Here is an 18,301-nt window from a genome sequence, read left to right on the forward strand (position 1 = left end):
GCCCAGTTTAAAGAAACCTAGCTGCGATCCCGACTTTGGAAACCGGTAAATAGGCCGGTCTGTCGGAGAGTCGCAGGCGGTTTTTTCATATGATGTTGGGGATAGGGGAGTGTCTGTACGGCTGGTGCCGGCCCTGGTCTTCAAAATCAGTGGGGGGTGTGAACAACGCTCCCAGTGGGTTCGATTCCCATACACTCCCGTTAGTAATTTTGCGTACCATTCCTCGACTTCGAATCATTTCACAAATCGCCTTGTGATTGAAGTCTTCCCGAAGATTCTTGCGGACCGAGACGCGACCCCACGGCGAGCGCGGGCGAACCGGATTGAATAATTCAACCAGACTCGCGCTCTTGATACGCAACTCCTTCTGAGGTTTCTCCTTATGAGACGATTGATTGCATCCTTACTTTTGCTGGGGATGATCGCTTTTGGAACGTTGGGCTTAAACGCTTATCGTGCCAACGCTTGCACCCGCGTGGTCTACTTCGGTCTGGAAACTCAGACCGTCACCGGCCGAACAATGGACTGGGTCGAAGACATGCATACCAACCTCTGGGTTTTTCCTCGCGGCATGAAACGCGACGGCGGCCTTGGCAAAGGTTCCCTGGAGTGGAAAAGCAGGTATGGCAGTGTTGTGGCCTCAGTCTACGAAGGTGGGACGGCCGACGGTATGAACGAGAAAGGGTTGGTCGCTAACCTGCTGTACCTCGCCGAATCCGAATACCCCACCGCCGATGATAAACGGCCGGGTGTTTGCATTTCTGTCTGGGCTCAATACTTGCTCGACAATTTCGCAACGGTGAAAGAAGCTGTGGAGGAGCTCAAGAAGGATTCTTTCCGCGTGGTTTCCGTGGAAGCCCCGAATGGAATGAAGGGGACCGTCCACCTTTCCATTTCCGACTCGTCCGGCGACTCGGCGATATTCGAGTACGTCCAGGGTAAATTAGTCATCCACCAAGGCAAACAATACCAGGTCATGACTAACTCGCCGACCTATGACAAGCAACTGGCGATCAACGAATACTGGAAGGAGTTTGACGGAGCGGTAATGCTGCCAGGCACGGTGCGGGCTGCGGATCGCTTCGCGCGAGCTAGCTACTACGTCAACGCCTGTCAGCAATCCGCGGACGCCCGTGAAGCGGTCGCGGCGGTCTTTAGCGTCATGAGAAACGTCAGCGTGCCGCGAGGTATCCGCAAGAAGGGGGCGCCCAACCTCTCGTCGACGATCTGGCGAACAGTTGCGGACCAGAAGAACCTCGTCTACTATTTCGAGGATACCAACAGTCCGGGCGTTTTGTGGGTCAAGCTGAACAAGATGGATTTTGCGGAGGGCTCGGGTGTACGGAAGCTGACACTCGCGGGCAAGCCGGACGTGCTCGGCGATCAATCGGGCAATTTCGAGAAGTGCGAGCCGTTCAAGTTCCTGGCTCCGCCTCAAAAGTGAGAGTTGGAGACTTCATTTTGTACGAGGAAGCGTTGGGATAAACCTGCTCAGGACTGATGAGCCGGCGGATGACAGAGTTCATGCCCCGGTAGTATCTGACCGGGACAGTGTTGACCTGTTGGACATTTCATAAAGGTTGATGGCTTTCGAGGGATAAGTAGGCCGCTTCGTTTTTCCTCCACCGATACGAGCCCGCTAAATAACCGCCTACGCTCAAGACCAGTAAAACGGAGACAGTCAGGCTGCAGTCGAGTGGTCGATTGAGCCATTCACGGAACAAGAGGCATACTCCGATGCAAAAACCTAGGAAAACTCCTTCCAACCAGACAAAATGAGTCCGACCCAGTTGTCGACGACGGCGCCAGAGAGATAGCCCATTGGGGACGTAACGCCATTCGAATTTCTCCCAGCCCACTTGGATGTCTACTGGTAAGTTGGCCCGTAAGAATTGAATGATTTGAATTCGACCCTCATAGGAAGCCAATGGAATATTGAGTCTTCTGGATTGAGCTAAAAGCGTAATTGAGCCGCTTGTATCCCAGATCGCTCGATATACCTCGAGCAGATTCACTTCCCGGGTTTGGAAGCAACCGACCAATCGTACGGAGGAAGCGGAGATAATTAACCGCTGGCGATAATACGAAATGGTCAAGTACAAGCCGATAAGTGATAGAAAAGTGCAGATGCTACCAACGACCACGGCTAACAGCACCGGCTCACGAATCGAGTCATCCAAGTCGAGTACCACTGCCAGCACGCCGATTGATCCCAGCATCCCGAAACAGACAAGTGACCCTATTCCAATCGTAAGGATCTGCTTTCCAAATCGAAAGGCTTTATTAGTCTCCGTACTCAGCTGATTGTGTTTCGGCTCGAACATGATTCTGGCCCCACTAAGGATCCTAAGCTTTTCGATGATTGTAGTTGTTAGCTTACCCAAAAAACGCCATGCCGATAGGGAGTTTCCCAGAGGTAATCGTTTTTGAGATCAGACTATCAAATCTCCCCTATTCTCTTGATCGCCAGTATCCAATAAATTATGATTTGAGAAATAAATTTATCGAAGAAGAATTAATGTCGAAATCGAACCTCATTTAAATCGAAACCGTTGGAAGATTCGACGATCAAAAAGTGGATCGAAGATCTCGATTCCACCAAATTCGCCACTCGCGAACAAGCCTCCAATGAATTGGCAAAAGCAGGGGAAGCGGCAGAATCTGCACTAAGGAAGACTTTGGCAGGAGGACCTTCCAGCGAATCAAAAAATCAGATCGAAAAAATCTTGGAAGTAATCAAGAAAAGGCCTCTCAGCTCGAGCACTCTACGCGAATTGCGGGCCGTGCAAGTTCTCATTTGGATTGGCACTCCCGCAGCAAAGGAACTTCTGCGAGCCTGGGCCGAGGGGGATGAACGTCTGGCTTTGGTTCAAGCGGCACGCAAAGCTCTGAAATAAACTCGTTTGGAAGAAAGGACTCGGATGGCGATCCCCGATCAAGAACTGGCAGCGGCTCTCCGCACCCTGTTGGGGATGAACGCGGGATTCTATGTGGGGTTCGCCGGGATGCTGGAAATCGGTCAGCTGGAAAATGAGAACTACTGGGTGGAATCCAAGGACCACAATGGCAAGCTACTCTGGGATAAGGACGATATCTCGCTGGAAGAGGCCATTGGCCACTTTCTTCGTAACCGTCAAGAACGTGAGTTGGGATATGACATTGAGAACGATCTGATTTACAATTAAGCGATTCCGACCCCAATTGAGGGACGAGAGAATAAACAATTCATGGTCCATCGAACATGATTAATAATTAAACAGGCTGCTAACGGAATTAACTGGAGGATGGAAGAAAGGTTAGCGGGGAAGTAGCCTTCTACCCCACGCCAAACGTCGCATGGATCAGCGATTAATATCGAGGGGCATTATTTTATAGCGACACTCCAGGTGATAAGCATCACCTTCATTTCGGCACCTTCCAGAGCAATACATCTCCATCCACACTGGCTGAGATTGCTTGTCGACCCTCCGCACTAAAACACACCTCACTGATAGTTCCCGCATGATGCTCATAGCGGTGGAGGAGTTTGCCGGTTTCGATGTTCCACAGGGATAGAGTGTTGTCGGAGCCCCCGGACAATAATCTTTTCCCATTTGGAGAAAATCGCATAGAAGCCACCCGGGCAGGGACTGCCAGATTCTCAAGTTCCTTGCCACTCTCCCGATTGAATAGGCGGATGCAATTGTCGTCGGAAGTCGCGATGGTTTTCTCATCCGGTGAAAGCGCGATCACGAAAACGCCGCGTTTATGCCCGGAAAATTTGCGAATCACTTTTCCCGTTTTTGCATCCAACAAATGCACTTCGCCATTTTCATATCCCGCAACTATCTCTTCGCCCTGTGCCGAAACTGCCACACCCCGGGCACCGACCTGAGAATAAAGCTGCAGCAGTTCTTTGCCAGTCTTTGTATCCCACAATCGAAGCTTGTTATCGTAGCCGCTGCCGACGAGGTATCTTTCCTCCCGAGACCAATTAAACTGGCAAATCCCTTCTCGGGGACCGCTGAAATCCTGCAATTTTTTAGCGGTCGATATCTCAAAAACCGCGATCTGAGGATCGCTTGAGGAGAGAGGGGAAAAAGCCATCTTCTTGCCACTGGGCGAGAAACGGATGGCCTGAGTTCCCTGGTCACTGAATTTCTGTTCGCGCAGGAGCTTTGCAGAAGAGACTTCCCAAAAGCGAGCAGTTCCGTTACCTCCCAGGGAAATCAGAGTTTTGCCATCCGACTCCAGAAAAGCGGCATTGACTGAGCCGTCGGTGTGGAAAGCTTGGATGAGCCCAAAGCACCTTTCGATTTGTACTCGAATGATACTTCGAATTCGCTCGAGAACTTCGGAGTCCGACGATTTAGTAGCGGCCTCCTGAAGCAATGGCAAATAATCTTCCGGGAGTTGGGAGAGTTCCTTTTGTGCGTTTTCTCGCTCCCGGAACGATTGACTTCCCAGCTTTTGTATCAATTCTGCGATTCTCGCTTGGGAAGGTTCGTCCGCGAGGGCCTCGAAAGACCCGACGAGGAGGATCGAGAGAAGGAGGAGGCGTCTTAACATGGCTTATTCTCCTGTCTTTATCCTAACTCGAACAGATAGGGATGGAAGGATTTTGTAAAGGCTTTCGATCCCTTTTACGCAATTGGGAAATGATACTGTACTTTGAAGGAGGCCTGGATTGAAACTATTTCCCACAGGGTCAGCGCAAGAATTTGGTTCGAGGATATCTCGTTTCGATCCTCAGCTTGACAAATTCCAATACCAATTCTATTGAGCGATCTTCGGCTTCCTGCTACGAGCTAATCGCGCTTCTAGAGTAGAATCCAATGTCTCGCCACACGCTCTGGATCGTCTGCACATTTCTTTCGCAGCTACTCTGCGGTTGCATTATGATTCCAACTCCGCCTTATCCAAAGTTCGATTATGTGCCAGCGGCGAATCTAGGCGAAAATACCAATGATATCAGAGCCTATCGGGTCGAAACGAAGAACGAAACAACTTTCTACTTTAATCACCTCACCGAATCCCAAACACATGTTGAAATTCCAATCAAGGAGAATCGGACCGAGGCACAATATTTAGGATCCTGGAATGCGGGTCTCGGTTGGATAGGAGCAACCTCGGATGGATGGTTTTGGAGCCATTCATTAATAGTGCGGCTATATCGACCTGGTTATGAACTCGTGGAATTAAGACCCTGGGACTTGTTCGGTTCGATCAAATGGGAGCCAGCAAAAGATTTTAAAGCTCAGGAAAAGGTCATCGAACGACTGCTATCAATTCGTTGGGAATTTAACCAAATTTGGATAGGGCAGTTTAAACCGTTGAAGCAAATCTCCGACGAGAATGAAATTAAGGCATTTCTGTTCGCGGCTTCTGAGTACGAACGGATAGCACGAGAAACGACTGATCTAGGGCTTGCCATGGAACTGGCTGCAAAAGCAACCATCATTCGCGGGCTAGTGAAAGAATAAGGCGAACGCCTCCTTTTTTTGCTTTTTCTCAACTCTGCGATCTCTGCGGGCTCTGTGGTTTCACGAATTTCAGGCATACCCCTCGCTTTTCTTTTGACACCAACCTCCCGTTCCCTTACCCTGCCCGGAAGCACCATTTTGACTTCCCGAGGTAGTATTGTGAAACATCGTTTGCTGGCGTTATTCGCCTTTCTGCTCACCGGCGGCCTTCTCCTCGGCTTTAATGCCGATTCGATGAGCCAGGACTCTGCCCCCAAAAAGGAAAAAGACAAAGCCCCAGCGCAGAAACAGGAAAAAAAATCGGGCTTCACCAAGACCGAAGTGATGATCCCCATGCGCGACGGCGTGAAACTCAACACGATGATCCTGGTGCCGAATGACACGACTGAAAAATTGCCGTTTCTGATGCAGCGCACTCCCTACGGCATCGGCGGGGCCGATCTCGGCGTCCGCTTCGGCCCGATGGCCAAAGAAGGTTACATCTTTGTTTTCCAGGATGTGCGCGGCCGATTCAAATCGGAAGGGATTTTCGCGATGATGTCGGCCGGCGTTCGAGATCGCAAAGATCCCAAGGGCACCGATGACACGACCGATGCCTACGACACCATCGAATGGCTTTTGAAAAACGTGGAAAACAACAACGGACGCGTCGGCATCTACGGCGTCAGTTATCCCGGTTGGCTGGCCGCGATGGCCCTTTTGGATCCTCACCCGGCTCTCAAGGCGGCCTCGCCGCAGTCTTCCCCGATCGATCAATGGATGGGCGATGACTTCCGCCACAATGGGGCTTTCCGACTCAGCTATGGCTTCGAATATACCGCGATGATGGAGACCGATAAAACCAACCAACTCTACAAGTTCGATAAGCTCGACACCTACGACTGGTATCTGAAACTGGGCGCTCTCTCCAACGTCAACGAACGGCTGTTCAAAAACAAAATGCCGACCTGGAACAACTTCGTCAAACACCCCGATTACGATGCGTTCTGGCGCGATCAGGCGTTGGTTCCCTACCTGAACAAAATCACGGTGCCGACGCTGAATGTCACCGGCTGGTTCGATCAGGAAGATTTCCGAGGACCGTTGAAAATCTACGAATATCTCGAGAAAGTCGATAAGGACAACAAGAATTTCCTCGTTGTCGGCCCCTGGAATCACGGCGGCTGGGGCGGGGCCGGCAGCAGTCTGGGCAAGATCGATTTCGGTAGTGCGACTGGTACTTACTTCCGCGAAAAAATTCAGGCTCCCTTCTTTGCTTATTATTTGAAAGACAAGGGAGATTTGAAACAGCCGGAAGCTTTGCTGTTCCAAACCGGTTCGAACAAGTGGGTATCCCACGACAAATGGCCGGTGAAAAATGCCATCACCAAAAAGCTCTACTTTCACTCGGACCGCAAACTATCGTTCAATGCTCCCGAAGCAAACGAAACCGAGTTCGATGGTTATCGCTCCGATCCGAACAATCCGGTTCCCTATCGTCCGCGGCCGATTCGCGCAACCTATCAAGGTCCCGGCTGGTCCGACTGGGTCGTGCAGGATCAGCGCTTCAACGATCACCGCCCCGATGTGCTGACCTATCAGACCGAACCGCTGGAAGAGGATATCGTTATCGGCGGCTCGATCACGGCCAAGCTCTTCGCCGCGACTTCCGGCACCGACAGCGACTGGATGGTTCGCATCATCGACGTCTATCCAGAGAGTTACCGTCAGCCGGATATGAGCGGCTACCAGCTCATGATCAGCGGTGAACCGCTCCGAGGTCGCTATCGCAAGAGCTTCGAAAAACCGGAGCCGATTGTCCCCAATCAGGTGGAAGAATATTCGATCGACCTGCACTGGAATCATCACTGCTTCCAGAAGGGACACCGGATCATGGTTCAGGTCAGCAGCACCTGGTTCCCGGTCATCGACCGCAATCCGCAGAAATATGTTCCGAATATTTTCGAAGCCAAGGATTCGGACTTCCAGGCGGCCGATCAGAAGGTCTATCACTCGCCCAAAGCCCCGTCGCACATGGAACTGATGATCATGCCGAACGAACCCAAGGCGGTCGGTAGCCGGTAAAAGCTCAGTTTTAATTTTTTCAGCCAGTGGGAGCCTTCTTGCTGGCTTGCTATTTTGCCCGGCTTATCCAGCCTTCCAGAATTCGTGCAATTCGACATTTCAGATCTCATATTGCCTATTTGCGCAAGTGTCTGTTACGATCTCGTATCAGGAATAGACCCCTCTCTTCCCGGGCTGCGAATAATGCTAGCAAGCCCGGCACAGGAGTTCGCGAATGCTACGGATCAGCACCTGGTTATTGTTGGTTTCCATTTCACTATTTGCTTCCTTCGGCTGCGGCGGCCAGAACCCCGGCGGTGATGCCCGCGCACTCGCCCGAATCGAAGAAAAAATCGAGCGGGAAGAGCGGAAAGCCGAGGCCGAGTTGCCTCCCGAACCCAAACTCAGCCCCGAGGAACGCTACTCGCTGGCGGTGGCCGATGCTTTTCGCCTGATGGCGGAAATGAAGCACGAAGACGCCTTGGTGAAACTGCGGGCTGCTCTGGAAGCACAGAAGACCGATTTCGTCGTCGCGGAAATCGAACGGCTCGAACGCGATCTGAAACAGAAGTCGATTGCGGAAAAAACGGCGGCCGATATTCGAGCCATTTTGCAGGCGGGCAAACCCGAAGAAGCCTCGCGTCTGGCTTCCGACGCCTTGCTGCAGTTCGGCGACAGCGAAATCGCAGTGGTTTTGACGCAGATCAAAAAAGAGGCCGATGCCATCCTCAGTGCGGAACTGGGGGAAGGAAACAAAAAACAGCGTTTCCGCCAGGAAGCCCTGCAAGCTCTGGAAGCCAAAAATATTCGGGCGGCTTTGATCAGCTACGACCAGGCCGTGGCCAATGGCGAGAACGATCCCGAATTGAAAGCCAAATTTGAAGGGTACCGCAACGCCTTGCAGCAGTACGAAGAAACGCGCAGTCAGGCGATCGAACTGCGCAAGGATTCCGGCAAAGTTGATCTCGCGCTAGCGACTTTCCAGAAAGCCAAGGAGATCTGGCCCACTTCCCAGGTGCAACAGGATATTCAGGAAACCGAACTGGTCATCGCCAATCGCCGGCCGCGCGTTGCCATCGGACACTTTGAAGTCATCGGCGATGTGGGAATTCCCAATGTGGGACAGGCCATCGCGGAGGAAATTCTGCCGCACTTCCGCGGCAAGTACGATATCGTCGAACACTCGCAGGTCCGGGAAGTCGTCGAGCAATTGAAACTCGGCGACACCAACTGGGCTAACGATCAGAAAACGTTCGGACAGGTCGGACAGATCGTCAAAGCCAACTATATGGTCGTCGGAAGCGTTTCGAAAATTTTCGGCATCTCCGTGAACGCCCGACTGGTGGATGTGAATTCCGGCCTGGTGGTACAAACGGCCAAGGTAGTCGCAGGCACCCCGGAAGAACTGGTCAAGAAGTTACCTTCTCTGGCTCGTATTCTTCAGATGAACGATCAGGAAAAGGTCGCGTTTGAGATGGAGATCGCCAAGGCGGAGACGATTCAGCCAGCACCGGTATCCGCGGCAATCGCCGCCCCTCCCCCCGCCGCGACGACAGAAAATATCACTATCAACGCGGCCCCCGGCTCGACCGTAATCATCAACAGTGCGCGGCCCCCGGAATATGGGGGAATTACGGCTGCGGAATTTGCTCAGGTGGCACAAGCCCCTCCTTCCGGTACAGTCGTGATCGTCGAAGCTCCGATGAATGTCCGCCAGCGTTCGCTTTTCGTGGCGTTGGAGATAGGCGACGATCTCTATCGCCGACGTCGGTTTGCCGAAGCTCTTCGTTACTATGAATTCGCACTCACACTCGCTCCCGATATGCCCGATATTCGCGTCCGAATCGATAACTGCCGGCCCTTTTTGGGATTCGGCAACGTCGTTGTTGTCGTCAACGCACTCCCGCGACTGGCCGTGTTGCCCTTCGCGGAATTCGGTAATCCCTATGTGATTCCACCGGGCACCGGCGTCTGGACCGCCGATAATCTGGCGTATCAGTTCAGCGGCATGTACGAAATCGTCGACCGGGGCGAACTGTTCTGGTGGATGGGCCGATTGGGACTCAGTGTCCGCGATGTAATGATGAACCCCAGCGCCCGGCTCTGTCTGGCTCGTGCGATGAATACCCGCTTCTTTTTGATGGGTTCCATTCAGGGGTCTCCGGAAGTTCCGGGCATGGATGTGACCACTAATTTGATTGACGTGGAAACGGGTGGGCAGATCGGCTCGGCCCTGATGCACGTTCGCGATTCTTTCGAACTGAAATGCCGGATGCGCGAACTGGCTCAAGTCACGGTGATGCCGCCGGCGCAACGAGTGGTCTATGTTCAGCAGCAGGTGGTAGTCCAGCAGCGGATGGCCACGGCGGAAATCAACATTCGTTCCGGTAAATTCAGTCTGGCGATCGGCTTCTACGAAGAAGAACTCGTCCGCCAGCCGAATAACACCCAGATATTGATTCAACTCGATTTTGCCCGACGTCGTAATCGGGAACAGGAGTTGGAAGCAGCTCGCTACCACGCTTACATGGAGCAGCAGGCCCGCATCAAGCGCGACGAAGATGCCCGCGTGAAACTGGCGATCAAGCTGGAAGCCGAAAAGGCCAAAGCGGAACGCAATGCCGCTATCGTGACCGCCGTCGAAAATCAGAAAAATCAGCAATACCGCTTGATTGCACAACAGGATCTGTTGCGGCAAGCCCGCACTTACCTTCAGCAAGCTCAGTATCAGCCTTCGCTGAATGCTTATCAGGTCGCTTACAACATGAGCCCCAACGATGCCATTCTGCAGGAAATGGCCGTGGCTCGTCAGCAGGCCGACCGCCAGACTCAGGCTCGAAACGCTCAGTTCGCCGCCAATCAGCAAGTCATGGCCAAGGCACAGCAACAGCAGCAGATTGCCCGAGTTCAGCCATTGATTGCTCAACAGCAGCAGACTCAGGCCGCGGCCATTCAACAGCAGCGACAGGCCTTGATGCAACGCGATCAGCAGGAATATCAGCAGCTGATGGCCGCTGGGAAGCAAGCTCAGGCGGCTCAGAACTGGAAGCAGGCAGTCGCTTCCTACCAGGCGGCCTACCGTTTGAATCAGACTCCGGAAAGTCACCAATTGGCGAGCAACGCCGTGAACGAGTTGGCACGTGCGGAAGCAGCGGCCAAGGGCGATGCTCAAAAGAGGGCTTTCGAGGCACAACTCGCTCAGGAAAACGCTCGCAAACAAGCGGCCGAAGCTGCGGCACAGGTGAACAAGCAGAAGTATGAAGCCGCGATGCAGGCTGCCCGTCAGGCACATGCCGCCAAGCAATTGGCCCAGGCCGAAGCTCAGTACAACGCGGCTCTGGCGATTAACCGTACCCAGGAAGTCGAAGCAGCGTTACGTCAACTGCGCGACGAACAGGCCAAGGCCAACGCGGCAGGCGAAGCGCAAAAGAAAGCCCAGATGGAAGCCGCACGCAAACAACAGGAATTCGATAAGGCGTTTGCGACTGGAAAATCGGCTTCCAGCAGCGGTAAGTACGACGAAGCGATTACCTCCTTCAAGCTGGCCTCTAACTTGAAGCCAGACGATACGGCCGTGAAAGCCGAATTGCTCAAGGTCGAGCAGGCTAAGAACAAGGCCCGTATGGACGCCGTCTCCAAGACGAATCTGGCGGACTTGGAAAAGCAAAACGCACAAGCGGCCGAAGCTCGTGCGGCCCAGGCCAAGAGAGAAGCGAACATGAAAGCCGCGGCCGACGCCAAGGCCGCTAACGAAGCCAAGCTTGCCCAGCAGAAAAAGGAAATGGAGCAGGCGGAGGCTAAAAGGTTAGCCGATGCCAAGGCTGCGAATGACGGGAAGGCAGCCGAAATGCGTAAGCAGGCCGAAGCCGCCCAGGCCAAACGGGATGCGGACGCCAAGAGCAAAATGGATATGGAAGTTCGCCAGGCTCAGATGAAAAAAGAGGCCGAGCAGGCCAAGCTGAAGCAGGATGAGAATAGCCAACAGGCGGCCCAGCAGGCGGCCAAGATGAAGAACTTCCTGACGGCCGCCGAGCAGGCCGTGAATGCCAAACGCTACGATTCCGCTGAAGGGCTGCTGGCGGAAGCTCGCAAGATCAACCCGAATGACCCGGGCATCGCCAATCTGGAAAAACAGATTACGGCGGGTAAAGCGGCGGCCTCGAGTGCTCAGATGGCCGCGCAGGATACGGCCAAAAAGCAGCAGGCTTATAACGACGCCATCCAGAAAGGTCGCACAGCCTATGGCAGTCGCGATTTCGACGGGGCCATCGAACATTTTCACGATGCTCTGAAAGCCATGCCGAATGATCGCACGGCGACTTCCTTCCTGGCTCAGACCGAACAGGCCAAGAAGGAGTTCGCGGCAAGCAATGCGGCGATGGCGGCTGAGCAGGAAAAGAAGAAGAACTACGATGCCGCCATGGCTAAAGGCCAACAGGCACTGCAAGCTAAGCAGTACGCCCAAGCCAAGGCAGCTTTCCAGGAAGCCCTGCGGTACAACCCGAACGATGCGACGGCCACTCGAGCAATCGCCCAGGCTGATCAGGCACAGCAAGCCGCGATGGCGCCGCCGAAGGTCGACCCGGTCACTCCGCCTAAGATTGAAACGCCGAATACGAATCCTCGAGTGACTTTCAATCAGTTAATGGCTCAGACCCGCGCGGCGATGGCTCAACGTAAATACGACGATGCCAACGCCTCTATCACGCAGGCGCTGAAGTTGTTCCCCAACGATCCGGATGCTCTGAAACTGCAGGCCGATTTGAAGACGGCTATGGCACCGGCTGGTCAGCCCGCGCAGCCCAAGTCGCCCACGCAGCCGATGAACCCGGCACCGGCGACCGATCCCAAGGCGGCGGCTTTTGCGCAGTACATGCAGCAGGCCAAGACGTTGTTCGCGGCCAATCGTCTGCTCGAAGCTAATGGTAACGTGACCGAAGCTTTGAAGCTGGTGCCGACCGATCCGGAAGCCACCAAGTTGCATCAGCAGATTCAGGCGGCGATGCAGCAGCCGAAGAAGGACAACCCGCCAGCACAGCCGAATCCTCAGGCCCAGATTCAGCAGTACGTGGGCAATGCTCAGGCCATGGAGCAACGAGGAAAATTTGCGGAAGCCGGTCAGAATTACGATGCCGCTCTCCGGCTGAATCCGAGCGATGCGAATCTCAAGAAACGGGGCGACTTCTGTAAATTCATGGCCAGCGGGCAGCGAAATCGAACCGGCGGAAAGTTTGCCGATGCCGAGAACGATTTCAATAATGCCTTAAAGCTCTATCCGACCGATGCGGACGCCAAGACCGAACTGGCTAAGGCGAAGCGGAAGGATCGGAGCTGAGTTCCGACTCCGTGAGAACCGCTTATGTACCTCGGCATTGAAATCGGTGGAACCAAGTTACAGGTGGCCCTGGGCCGAGGCGATGGCAAACTCTTGCAGCAGTGGCGCGGCCGGGTGGATACCACCCGGGGCGCTGCGGGTATCCAGGATCAGTTGAAGTGGGTCATCGCCGACATGCAACGGCTGGCCCTGCAATCCCATTCCAGCATTCAAGCGATCGGTGTCGGCTTCGGCGGTCCTATCGATCACACGAGCGGATCGATCATCAAATCGCATCAGATCACTGGCTGGGATAATTTTCCTCTCACAGATTGGCTGAAGGAAATCTCCGGCTTGCCTTGTCTGATCGGCAATGATGCCGATGTGGCCGGCCTGGGCGAGGCGATGCACGGGGCAGGTCGGGATCGCAATCCCATTTTCTACATCACCATTGGCTCTGGAATCGGTGGTGGCCTGATTATCGACAAAAAAATATATACCGGTTGTGGTCGCGGCGCGGCCGAGATCGGCCATCTGATTGTCGACAGTGCCGGTCATACTCTCGAATCGCAGGCGGCGGGCTGGTCGATCGAACGGACCGGCAATCAGCGTGCAGAAGCGGGTCAGCTCAGCGAAGAACTCTTTTTGATTTCCAGTCGACAGGGACGGCTGACCTGTCCATTAATTGCCGAAGCGGCCGCGCGGGGTGATCGTTCAGCCATCGAAATTCTCGATACGGCCATCACACCTCTGGCGATTGCGATTCGACACGTCGTTTGTCTGCTCTGTCCGCAGCGCATTATCATCGGCGGTGGAGTCTCCCTCATGGGAGATGTCATTTTCGAACCGCTTCGCAAGCGGGTAGCCGAGCATGCCTTCCCGCCGTTTGCCGGTCTCACCGACATAGTTCCCGCCGAGTTGGGCGAAGAGGTAGTTCTGCACGGGGCAATTGCGTTGGCGAGTCAAAGCCGCTAGACTTTCTTAATGTTGCGAATCAAAATCTGTGGGGTCACTCGACCGGAAGATCTCGCTCTGTGCTCGGAAGCGGGCGCCGATATGGTCGGCATCAACTTTTACGCGAAGTCTCCCCGGTTCGTCGATCCCCGCATCGCACTCCACCTACTTAAGAATTCGCCGCCCTGGCTTTCCACAGTCGGGGTATTCGTCGATCACACTCTGAAGCAAGCCTGTGCGCTCGCTTATCAACTCGGCTTACGTTCCATTCAATGGTACGGCACTGTGGCCGATCCGACCGATCCGATACCGTTCGCTTTCATTCCCTCGTTTCGAATCGCCGACGAAAACTCGCTCCGGCAGGTGGAAGCGTACGTGCAGAGGTGTCGCGGTTTCGGTTATTCTCCCTCGGCGCTGCTGTTCGATTCTCACGTGCAGGGAGCTCTGGGGGGAACCGGGCACAAAGCCCCCTGGGATTTGATCGCCCGTTGGAAATCGGAAATTCCAATCATCCTTGCCGGCGGCTTAACGCCGGAGAATGTGGCTGAGGCGGTTCGAACAGTTCGTCCCGCGGGGATCGATGTAGCCAGCGGCGTGGAAAGTTCGCCGGGTATCAAAGATGCTCAGAAGCTGCAACGATTCATCGAGACCGCTCGCAGCGCTTGAATCCCAGAGAATTTCCGAATCCTTTGTGTTGTATCCCCGCTCGCTTTACTATAACAATTGTTCGATTGTATTTTGGCATTCACGACTTTCTTGAGATAAGTCAAAGCACGAGCAGGGTTCACCTCCGCGACATAACGGCAAAACGATGTTCACAGGTCTCGTTGAAAAATTAGCTCTCGTCCGTCACGTTCAGCCCATGGCCGATGCAGGCATCACACTCGAAATCGCCGAACCGAGTTGGGTGTCCGAAATTCAACTGGGCGAAAGTATCGCCGTGAATGGCGCCTGTTTGACGGTTGTCGAGATACTGGGCAATTCCTTCAAATTTCAGGTTGGCCCTGAAACGCTCATTAAGACCAACCTCAAGAATCTCAAGCCGAATGATCGGGTGAATCTGGAACGATCGCTTCGCGTGGGCGATCGCCTGGGTGGGCATTTCGTGCAGGGGCATGTGGATTGCCTCGGCTCGGTGGAAAGTCGAACGAAAGAGGGGGAGTGGGAAATTCTCTGGTTCCGCGCTCCTCGGGAGATCACGCGATTGATGGTGCCGCGCGGCTCGATAGCCGTCGATGGAATTAGCTTAACGGTCGTAAACGTGGAGCCGGAGCGCTTCCAGGTCATGCTCATACCGCATACTCTGGAGCATACCACGCTCGGGTTTCGTCAGATCGGCGATGCGATCAATCTGGAAGCCGATATGCTGGCCAAGCACGTGCAGAAACTGCTGGAAAATCGATGACTCCTCCAATTCCTAATCCCCGTCAAACGCAATCCTATATCCGGGATCTGCTGCGCTCGCACGGGCTGATGCCCAAGGCCAAGCTCGGGCAAAACTTTCTGGTCGATCTCAATCTCCTTGAGATTATTCTCACGAATGCGGAGTTGAGCGAAAAAGACTCCGTTTTGGAAGTTGGCACCGGCACCGGCAGTTTAACCGCCCGGCTAGCCAATCTGGCGGGCGCGGTGACCAGTGTGGAACTCGATCTCGATTTTCATCGTCTCGCCAAGGAAAGCTTGAATTGGCGAGAAAATGTTCAGCTGATCTATGCGGATATTCTGGCCGGTAAAAATGAACTGCGTTCGGAAGTGGTCCGTCGCTGGGAAGAATTTTCGATTGAGCGAAAGTGCGAACGAAAAAAGCTGATCGCCAATCTTCCCTATGCCGTGGCCACTCCGGTCATCGCCAATTTGCTGATTTCCGATATTGAAATCGAACGCATGGTGGTGATGGTACAGTGGGAAATGGCGGAGCGCCTGGTGGCGGTGCCCGGTACCAAGGATTATTCCTCACTCGCGGTGTTAACGCAAAGTCTTGCGGATGTGAAAGTGATTCGCAAGTTAGGGCCGGGCGTATTTTGGCCGCCGCCGGCCGTCGATTCGGCGATTGTGCTGATTCAGCCCAATCCGGAAAAGCGTCAGCGGATCGATTCGCCGCTGAAGTTTCGGGAGTTTCTGCGTAATCTTTACACGCATCGCCGTAAGAATTTGAGACAGGCCATCGTCGGCTGGCCGACTGGTAAACTCGACAAACAGAAGGTCGATGAATTAATTGCCAGCCTGGGCATGGATGGTTCACAACGGGCCGAAATGTTAAGCTTGAACGATCATTACAGACTGTACAGCCAGTTTTGTCAGGTTTTCTGATCGTCCCGCATAATCCGCATACTCCTCAGTGGTCGATAGGAACACTTGCACGAGGAGTTACCATGCGGAATTTATTGCGAATTTACAAAAACATGCCCGTCCCGGTGGAGGACACTGGTAAACCTCTTAAGCTTTCGTCGGCCCGGAAACTGGTTTGCGATTTGCTGCATTTCGCTAAAGAAATTCCCACCATTCCCGTTCAGAGGCAGTTGGATCTCTCTCGCGTAGTCGCGGCTCGCGGCCGTTTGCGAAATCGGCCGCGCTGGGTCAGCCTGTTTACGAAAGCGTATGCGGAGCTGGCGATGCAGAAGCCGGAACTACGCCGCTCTTTTCTGAAATATCCCTGGGCTCGTCTCTGGCAGCATGGCTGCAATGTGGCTTCGATCGCCGTCACGCGCGAACTGGAAGGCGAGCAGGCGGTGATGTTCGCCAAAATTCGCGAGCCGGAAAAGATGTCGATCACGGAGATCGAAAAAACACTCGATCACTACATCAACAGTCCCATTGAGCAGGTACAACCGTATCAGTTGATGATTGCCACTTCCAAATTGATACGACCACTCCGCCGTTTGATCTGGTGGACCGGTTTGAACTGGAAGGGCATCTGGCGGGAAGCGATATTCGGCACCTTTGGCATCAGCGTTTATTCGGGTACCGGGGCCGATTCTTTGCACCCGATTTCGCCGCTCACCACGCTGATGAATTACGGGCCGATCGATTCGAAGGGAATCGTCAATGTTCGCATCGTTTACGACCACCGGGTAATGGACGGTATGGTGGTCGCCGATAGCCTCGCGATCCTTCAGGCGATCTTCGACGAATCGATCGTCGATGAGTTGAATCGGATGGCCAACGGCTCGCTGCGCATCGCGGCCTAGCTTATTCGCCGTATTCGTCTTTCCATTCTTCGTACCAGGCCATCTGGATGGCTTCCAGAATCTTTTCGTTGGAAGCTTCCGGTTTGCCTTCAAAATCCTCGAGATCCAGAACCCATTTGTGCAGGTCGGTAAAGCGGACCGTCAGAGGGTTCAGGGTGTCGTACTTTTCGAAAAGCATCTCGCCGAGCTGCCGGTAGTCCTGCCAGGTCATATTCAGTCTCTTAAATCCTAACGAATTATTTCGAAGTTATTCTAGGTCGAGGTGGAAGTAGGCTCTAGTTTCGTCCGGGGAATCGACTTTTCTGGGCTGGTTTTTTTTCAATTGAGTATGCAGTTTCCCCGCGTGCCATAAAACACCAAAGAAGTTCTGTTAGTTCTTATTTCTCTTTGGGTTGTGCGCATGGGCGACGCGTCACTTCAGGCGAAAATCGATTCGGTGAACTGGTACCACGAGTTCGATTTCGGCAACGGCCTGGTTGCCCGCACGAAAACGCCCGATGAGGCCACCCACCGGGCCATCTGGAATTTCATCGAAACCGGCCTGAAGACCATCGACTTCCAAGGCAAAAGCGTTCTGGATATCGGCTGCTGGGATGGTTACTGGAGCTTTTATGCCGAGAAGCATGGGGCCACCAACGTCCTGGCTACCGATGATCGCACGCAGAACTGGTCGAATGATCAGGGCATCCACATTGCAAAAGAGCTGCTGAAATCTTCTGTGCGAATTAATCAGGATGTATCCGTCTACAAGCTGGCCGATCTCAAAGAAAAGTTCGATGTGATTCTATTTCTGGGGGTCTACTATCACCTGTTCGATCCCTTCTACGCTCTGACGCAGATCCGCCATTGCTGCCATCCCGATACCATCGTCTTCATCGATGGGCCGGTGGGTACCGAGATGAGTCCCGGGGAAGTGCTCTACGATTTCACCAATCGTCGCGTGGAACTGTTGCCGACAACCGAGGCTCTGCGACAGATGATCCAGGCTGCTTATTTCACGGAACTGGATTGCAGTTACCTGGAGCCTCCCGTGCCTCCGCCTCCGGGCCGGCTCGGTTGGCGCTGGCGCTTGGGACTGGTACGCGATGCCCTGGCCGGTGCTCGGAGCGAAATCCGCAAGAAAACGGAAATGATTCTGCCCCCACGCACGGGTAATCGCCGGTTATTAATGAAGTGCAAACCCTTCTCGGGCAAAAATCCGATTTACGATTACACGCCGCCGTTTGGCTTGAACGCTTACGATTCGCGCTTCGATAAATCGAGTTGAAGTGAGCTCGACGTCGGGAATCCTCCGCAAATCGTAAAATTTCCCCACGTACTCTCATCGAGTACCCACCCGG

At 53.8% G+C, this 18,301-nt stretch carries 15 protein-coding genes and 1 tRNA gene; 13 read left to right on the forward strand and 3 right to left on the reverse strand.

Annotated features, from left to right (window positions below):
- The first annotated feature begins 105 nt into the window (after window positions 1-105).
- Window positions 106-200, forward strand: a tRNA-Sec gene (locus tag KIH39_RS00530).
- A 182-nt stretch (window positions 201-382) separates the two neighbouring features.
- Entirely contained in the window at window positions 383-1,444 is a 1,062-nt protein-coding gene (locus tag KIH39_RS00535; protein ID WP_213497330.1) for a linear amide C-N hydrolase, read from the forward strand.
- Between the two features lie 127 nt (window positions 1,445-1,571).
- Here KIH39_RS00535 and KIH39_RS00540 read toward each other — a convergent pair whose 3' ends face one another.
- A complete protein-coding gene (locus KIH39_RS00540) occupies window positions 1,572-2,324 on the reverse strand; it encodes a hypothetical protein (protein WP_213497331.1) in 753 nt (250 codons plus the stop codon).
- Window positions 2,325-2,552: 228 nt separating this feature from the next.
- On the opposite strand from KIH39_RS00540, the gene KIH39_RS00545 reads away from it, so the two are divergent.
- Together KIH39_RS00545 and KIH39_RS00550 are read left to right on the forward strand one after the other, a co-directional pair.
- A complete protein-coding gene (locus tag KIH39_RS00545) occupies window positions 2,553-2,897 on the forward strand; it encodes a hypothetical protein (RefSeq protein ID WP_213497332.1) in 345 nt (114 codons plus the stop codon).
- Between the two features lie 24 nt (window positions 2,898-2,921).
- On the forward strand, window positions 2,922-3,185 hold the full coding sequence (locus KIH39_RS00550; protein WP_213497333.1) for a hypothetical protein: 264 nt from the start codon (window positions 2,922-2,924) through the stop codon (window positions 3,183-3,185).
- A gap of 217 nt (window positions 3,186-3,402) precedes the next feature.
- Here the strand turns inward: KIH39_RS00550 and KIH39_RS00555 are convergent, their stop codons facing one another.
- A complete protein-coding gene (locus KIH39_RS00555; protein ID WP_213497334.1) occupies window positions 3,403-4,548 on the reverse strand; it encodes a WD40 repeat domain-containing protein in 1,146 nt (381 codons plus the stop codon).
- A gap of 266 nt (window positions 4,549-4,814) precedes the next feature.
- On the opposite strand from KIH39_RS00555, the gene KIH39_RS00560 reads away from it, so the two are divergent.
- From KIH39_RS00560 to KIH39_RS00595, 8 genes are all read left to right on the forward strand, one after another.
- Window positions 4,815-5,462, forward strand: a complete 648-nt coding sequence (locus tag KIH39_RS00560; protein WP_213497335.1) for a hypothetical protein — start codon at window positions 4,815-4,817, stop codon at window positions 5,460-5,462.
- 159 nt (window positions 5,463-5,621) lie between these two features.
- On the forward strand, window positions 5,622-7,526 hold the full coding sequence (locus tag KIH39_RS00565) for a CocE/NonD family hydrolase (RefSeq protein WP_246539445.1): 1,905 nt from the start codon (window positions 5,622-5,624) through the stop codon (window positions 7,524-7,526).
- A gap of 214 nt (window positions 7,527-7,740) precedes the next feature.
- Window positions 7,741-12,840, forward strand: a complete 5,100-nt coding sequence (locus KIH39_RS00570) for a tetratricopeptide repeat protein (protein WP_213497336.1) — start codon at window positions 7,741-7,743, stop codon at window positions 12,838-12,840.
- Window positions 12,841-12,864: 24 nt separating this feature from the next.
- Window positions 12,865-13,794 carry an ROK family protein gene (locus KIH39_RS00575; RefSeq protein WP_213497337.1) on the forward strand — a complete coding sequence of 310 codons (930 nt, stop codon included), beginning with the start codon at window positions 12,865-12,867 and terminating at the stop codon, window positions 13,792-13,794.
- A 9-nt stretch (window positions 13,795-13,803) separates the two neighbouring features.
- Window positions 13,804-14,439: a phosphoribosylanthranilate isomerase gene (locus KIH39_RS00580; RefSeq protein WP_213497338.1), complete on the forward strand. Its 636-nt coding sequence runs from the start codon at window positions 13,804-13,806 to the stop codon at window positions 14,437-14,439.
- A 145-nt stretch (window positions 14,440-14,584) separates the two neighbouring features.
- Window positions 14,585-15,178 (forward strand): riboflavin synthase, encoded by a 594-nt coding sequence (locus KIH39_RS00585; protein ID WP_213497339.1) that lies wholly within the window; start codon window positions 14,585-14,587, stop codon window positions 15,176-15,178.
- On the forward strand, window positions 15,175-16,083 hold the full coding sequence (rsmA, locus tag KIH39_RS00590; protein ID WP_213497340.1) for a 16S rRNA (adenine(1518)-N(6)/adenine(1519)-N(6))-dimethyltransferase RsmA: 909 nt from the start codon (window positions 15,175-15,177) through the stop codon (window positions 16,081-16,083). The genes KIH39_RS00585 and rsmA overlap by 4 nt, the downstream gene beginning before the upstream one ends.
- Before the next feature lie 62 nt (window positions 16,084-16,145).
- On the forward strand, window positions 16,146-16,961 hold the full coding sequence (locus KIH39_RS00595; protein ID WP_213497341.1) for a hypothetical protein: 816 nt from the start codon (window positions 16,146-16,148) through the stop codon (window positions 16,959-16,961).
- 1 nt (window position 16,962) lies between these two features.
- On the opposite strand, the gene iscX is transcribed toward KIH39_RS00595, so the two are convergent.
- On the reverse strand, window positions 16,963-17,178 hold the full coding sequence (gene iscX, locus KIH39_RS00600; protein WP_213500195.1) for a Fe-S cluster assembly protein IscX: 216 nt from the start codon (window positions 17,176-17,178) through the stop codon (window positions 16,963-16,965).
- 183 nt (window positions 17,179-17,361) lie between these two features.
- On the opposite strand from iscX, the gene KIH39_RS00605 reads away from it, so the two are divergent.
- Entirely contained in the window at window positions 17,362-18,228 is an 867-nt protein-coding gene (locus KIH39_RS00605) for a class I SAM-dependent methyltransferase (protein ID WP_213497342.1), read from the forward strand.
- Window positions 18,229-18,301: the final 73 nt, after the last annotated feature.

This window comes from Telmatocola sphagniphila, assembly GCF_018398935.1.
GTDB classification, from domain to species: Bacteria; Planctomycetota; Planctomycetia; order Gemmatales; family Gemmataceae; genus Telmatocola; species Telmatocola sphagniphila.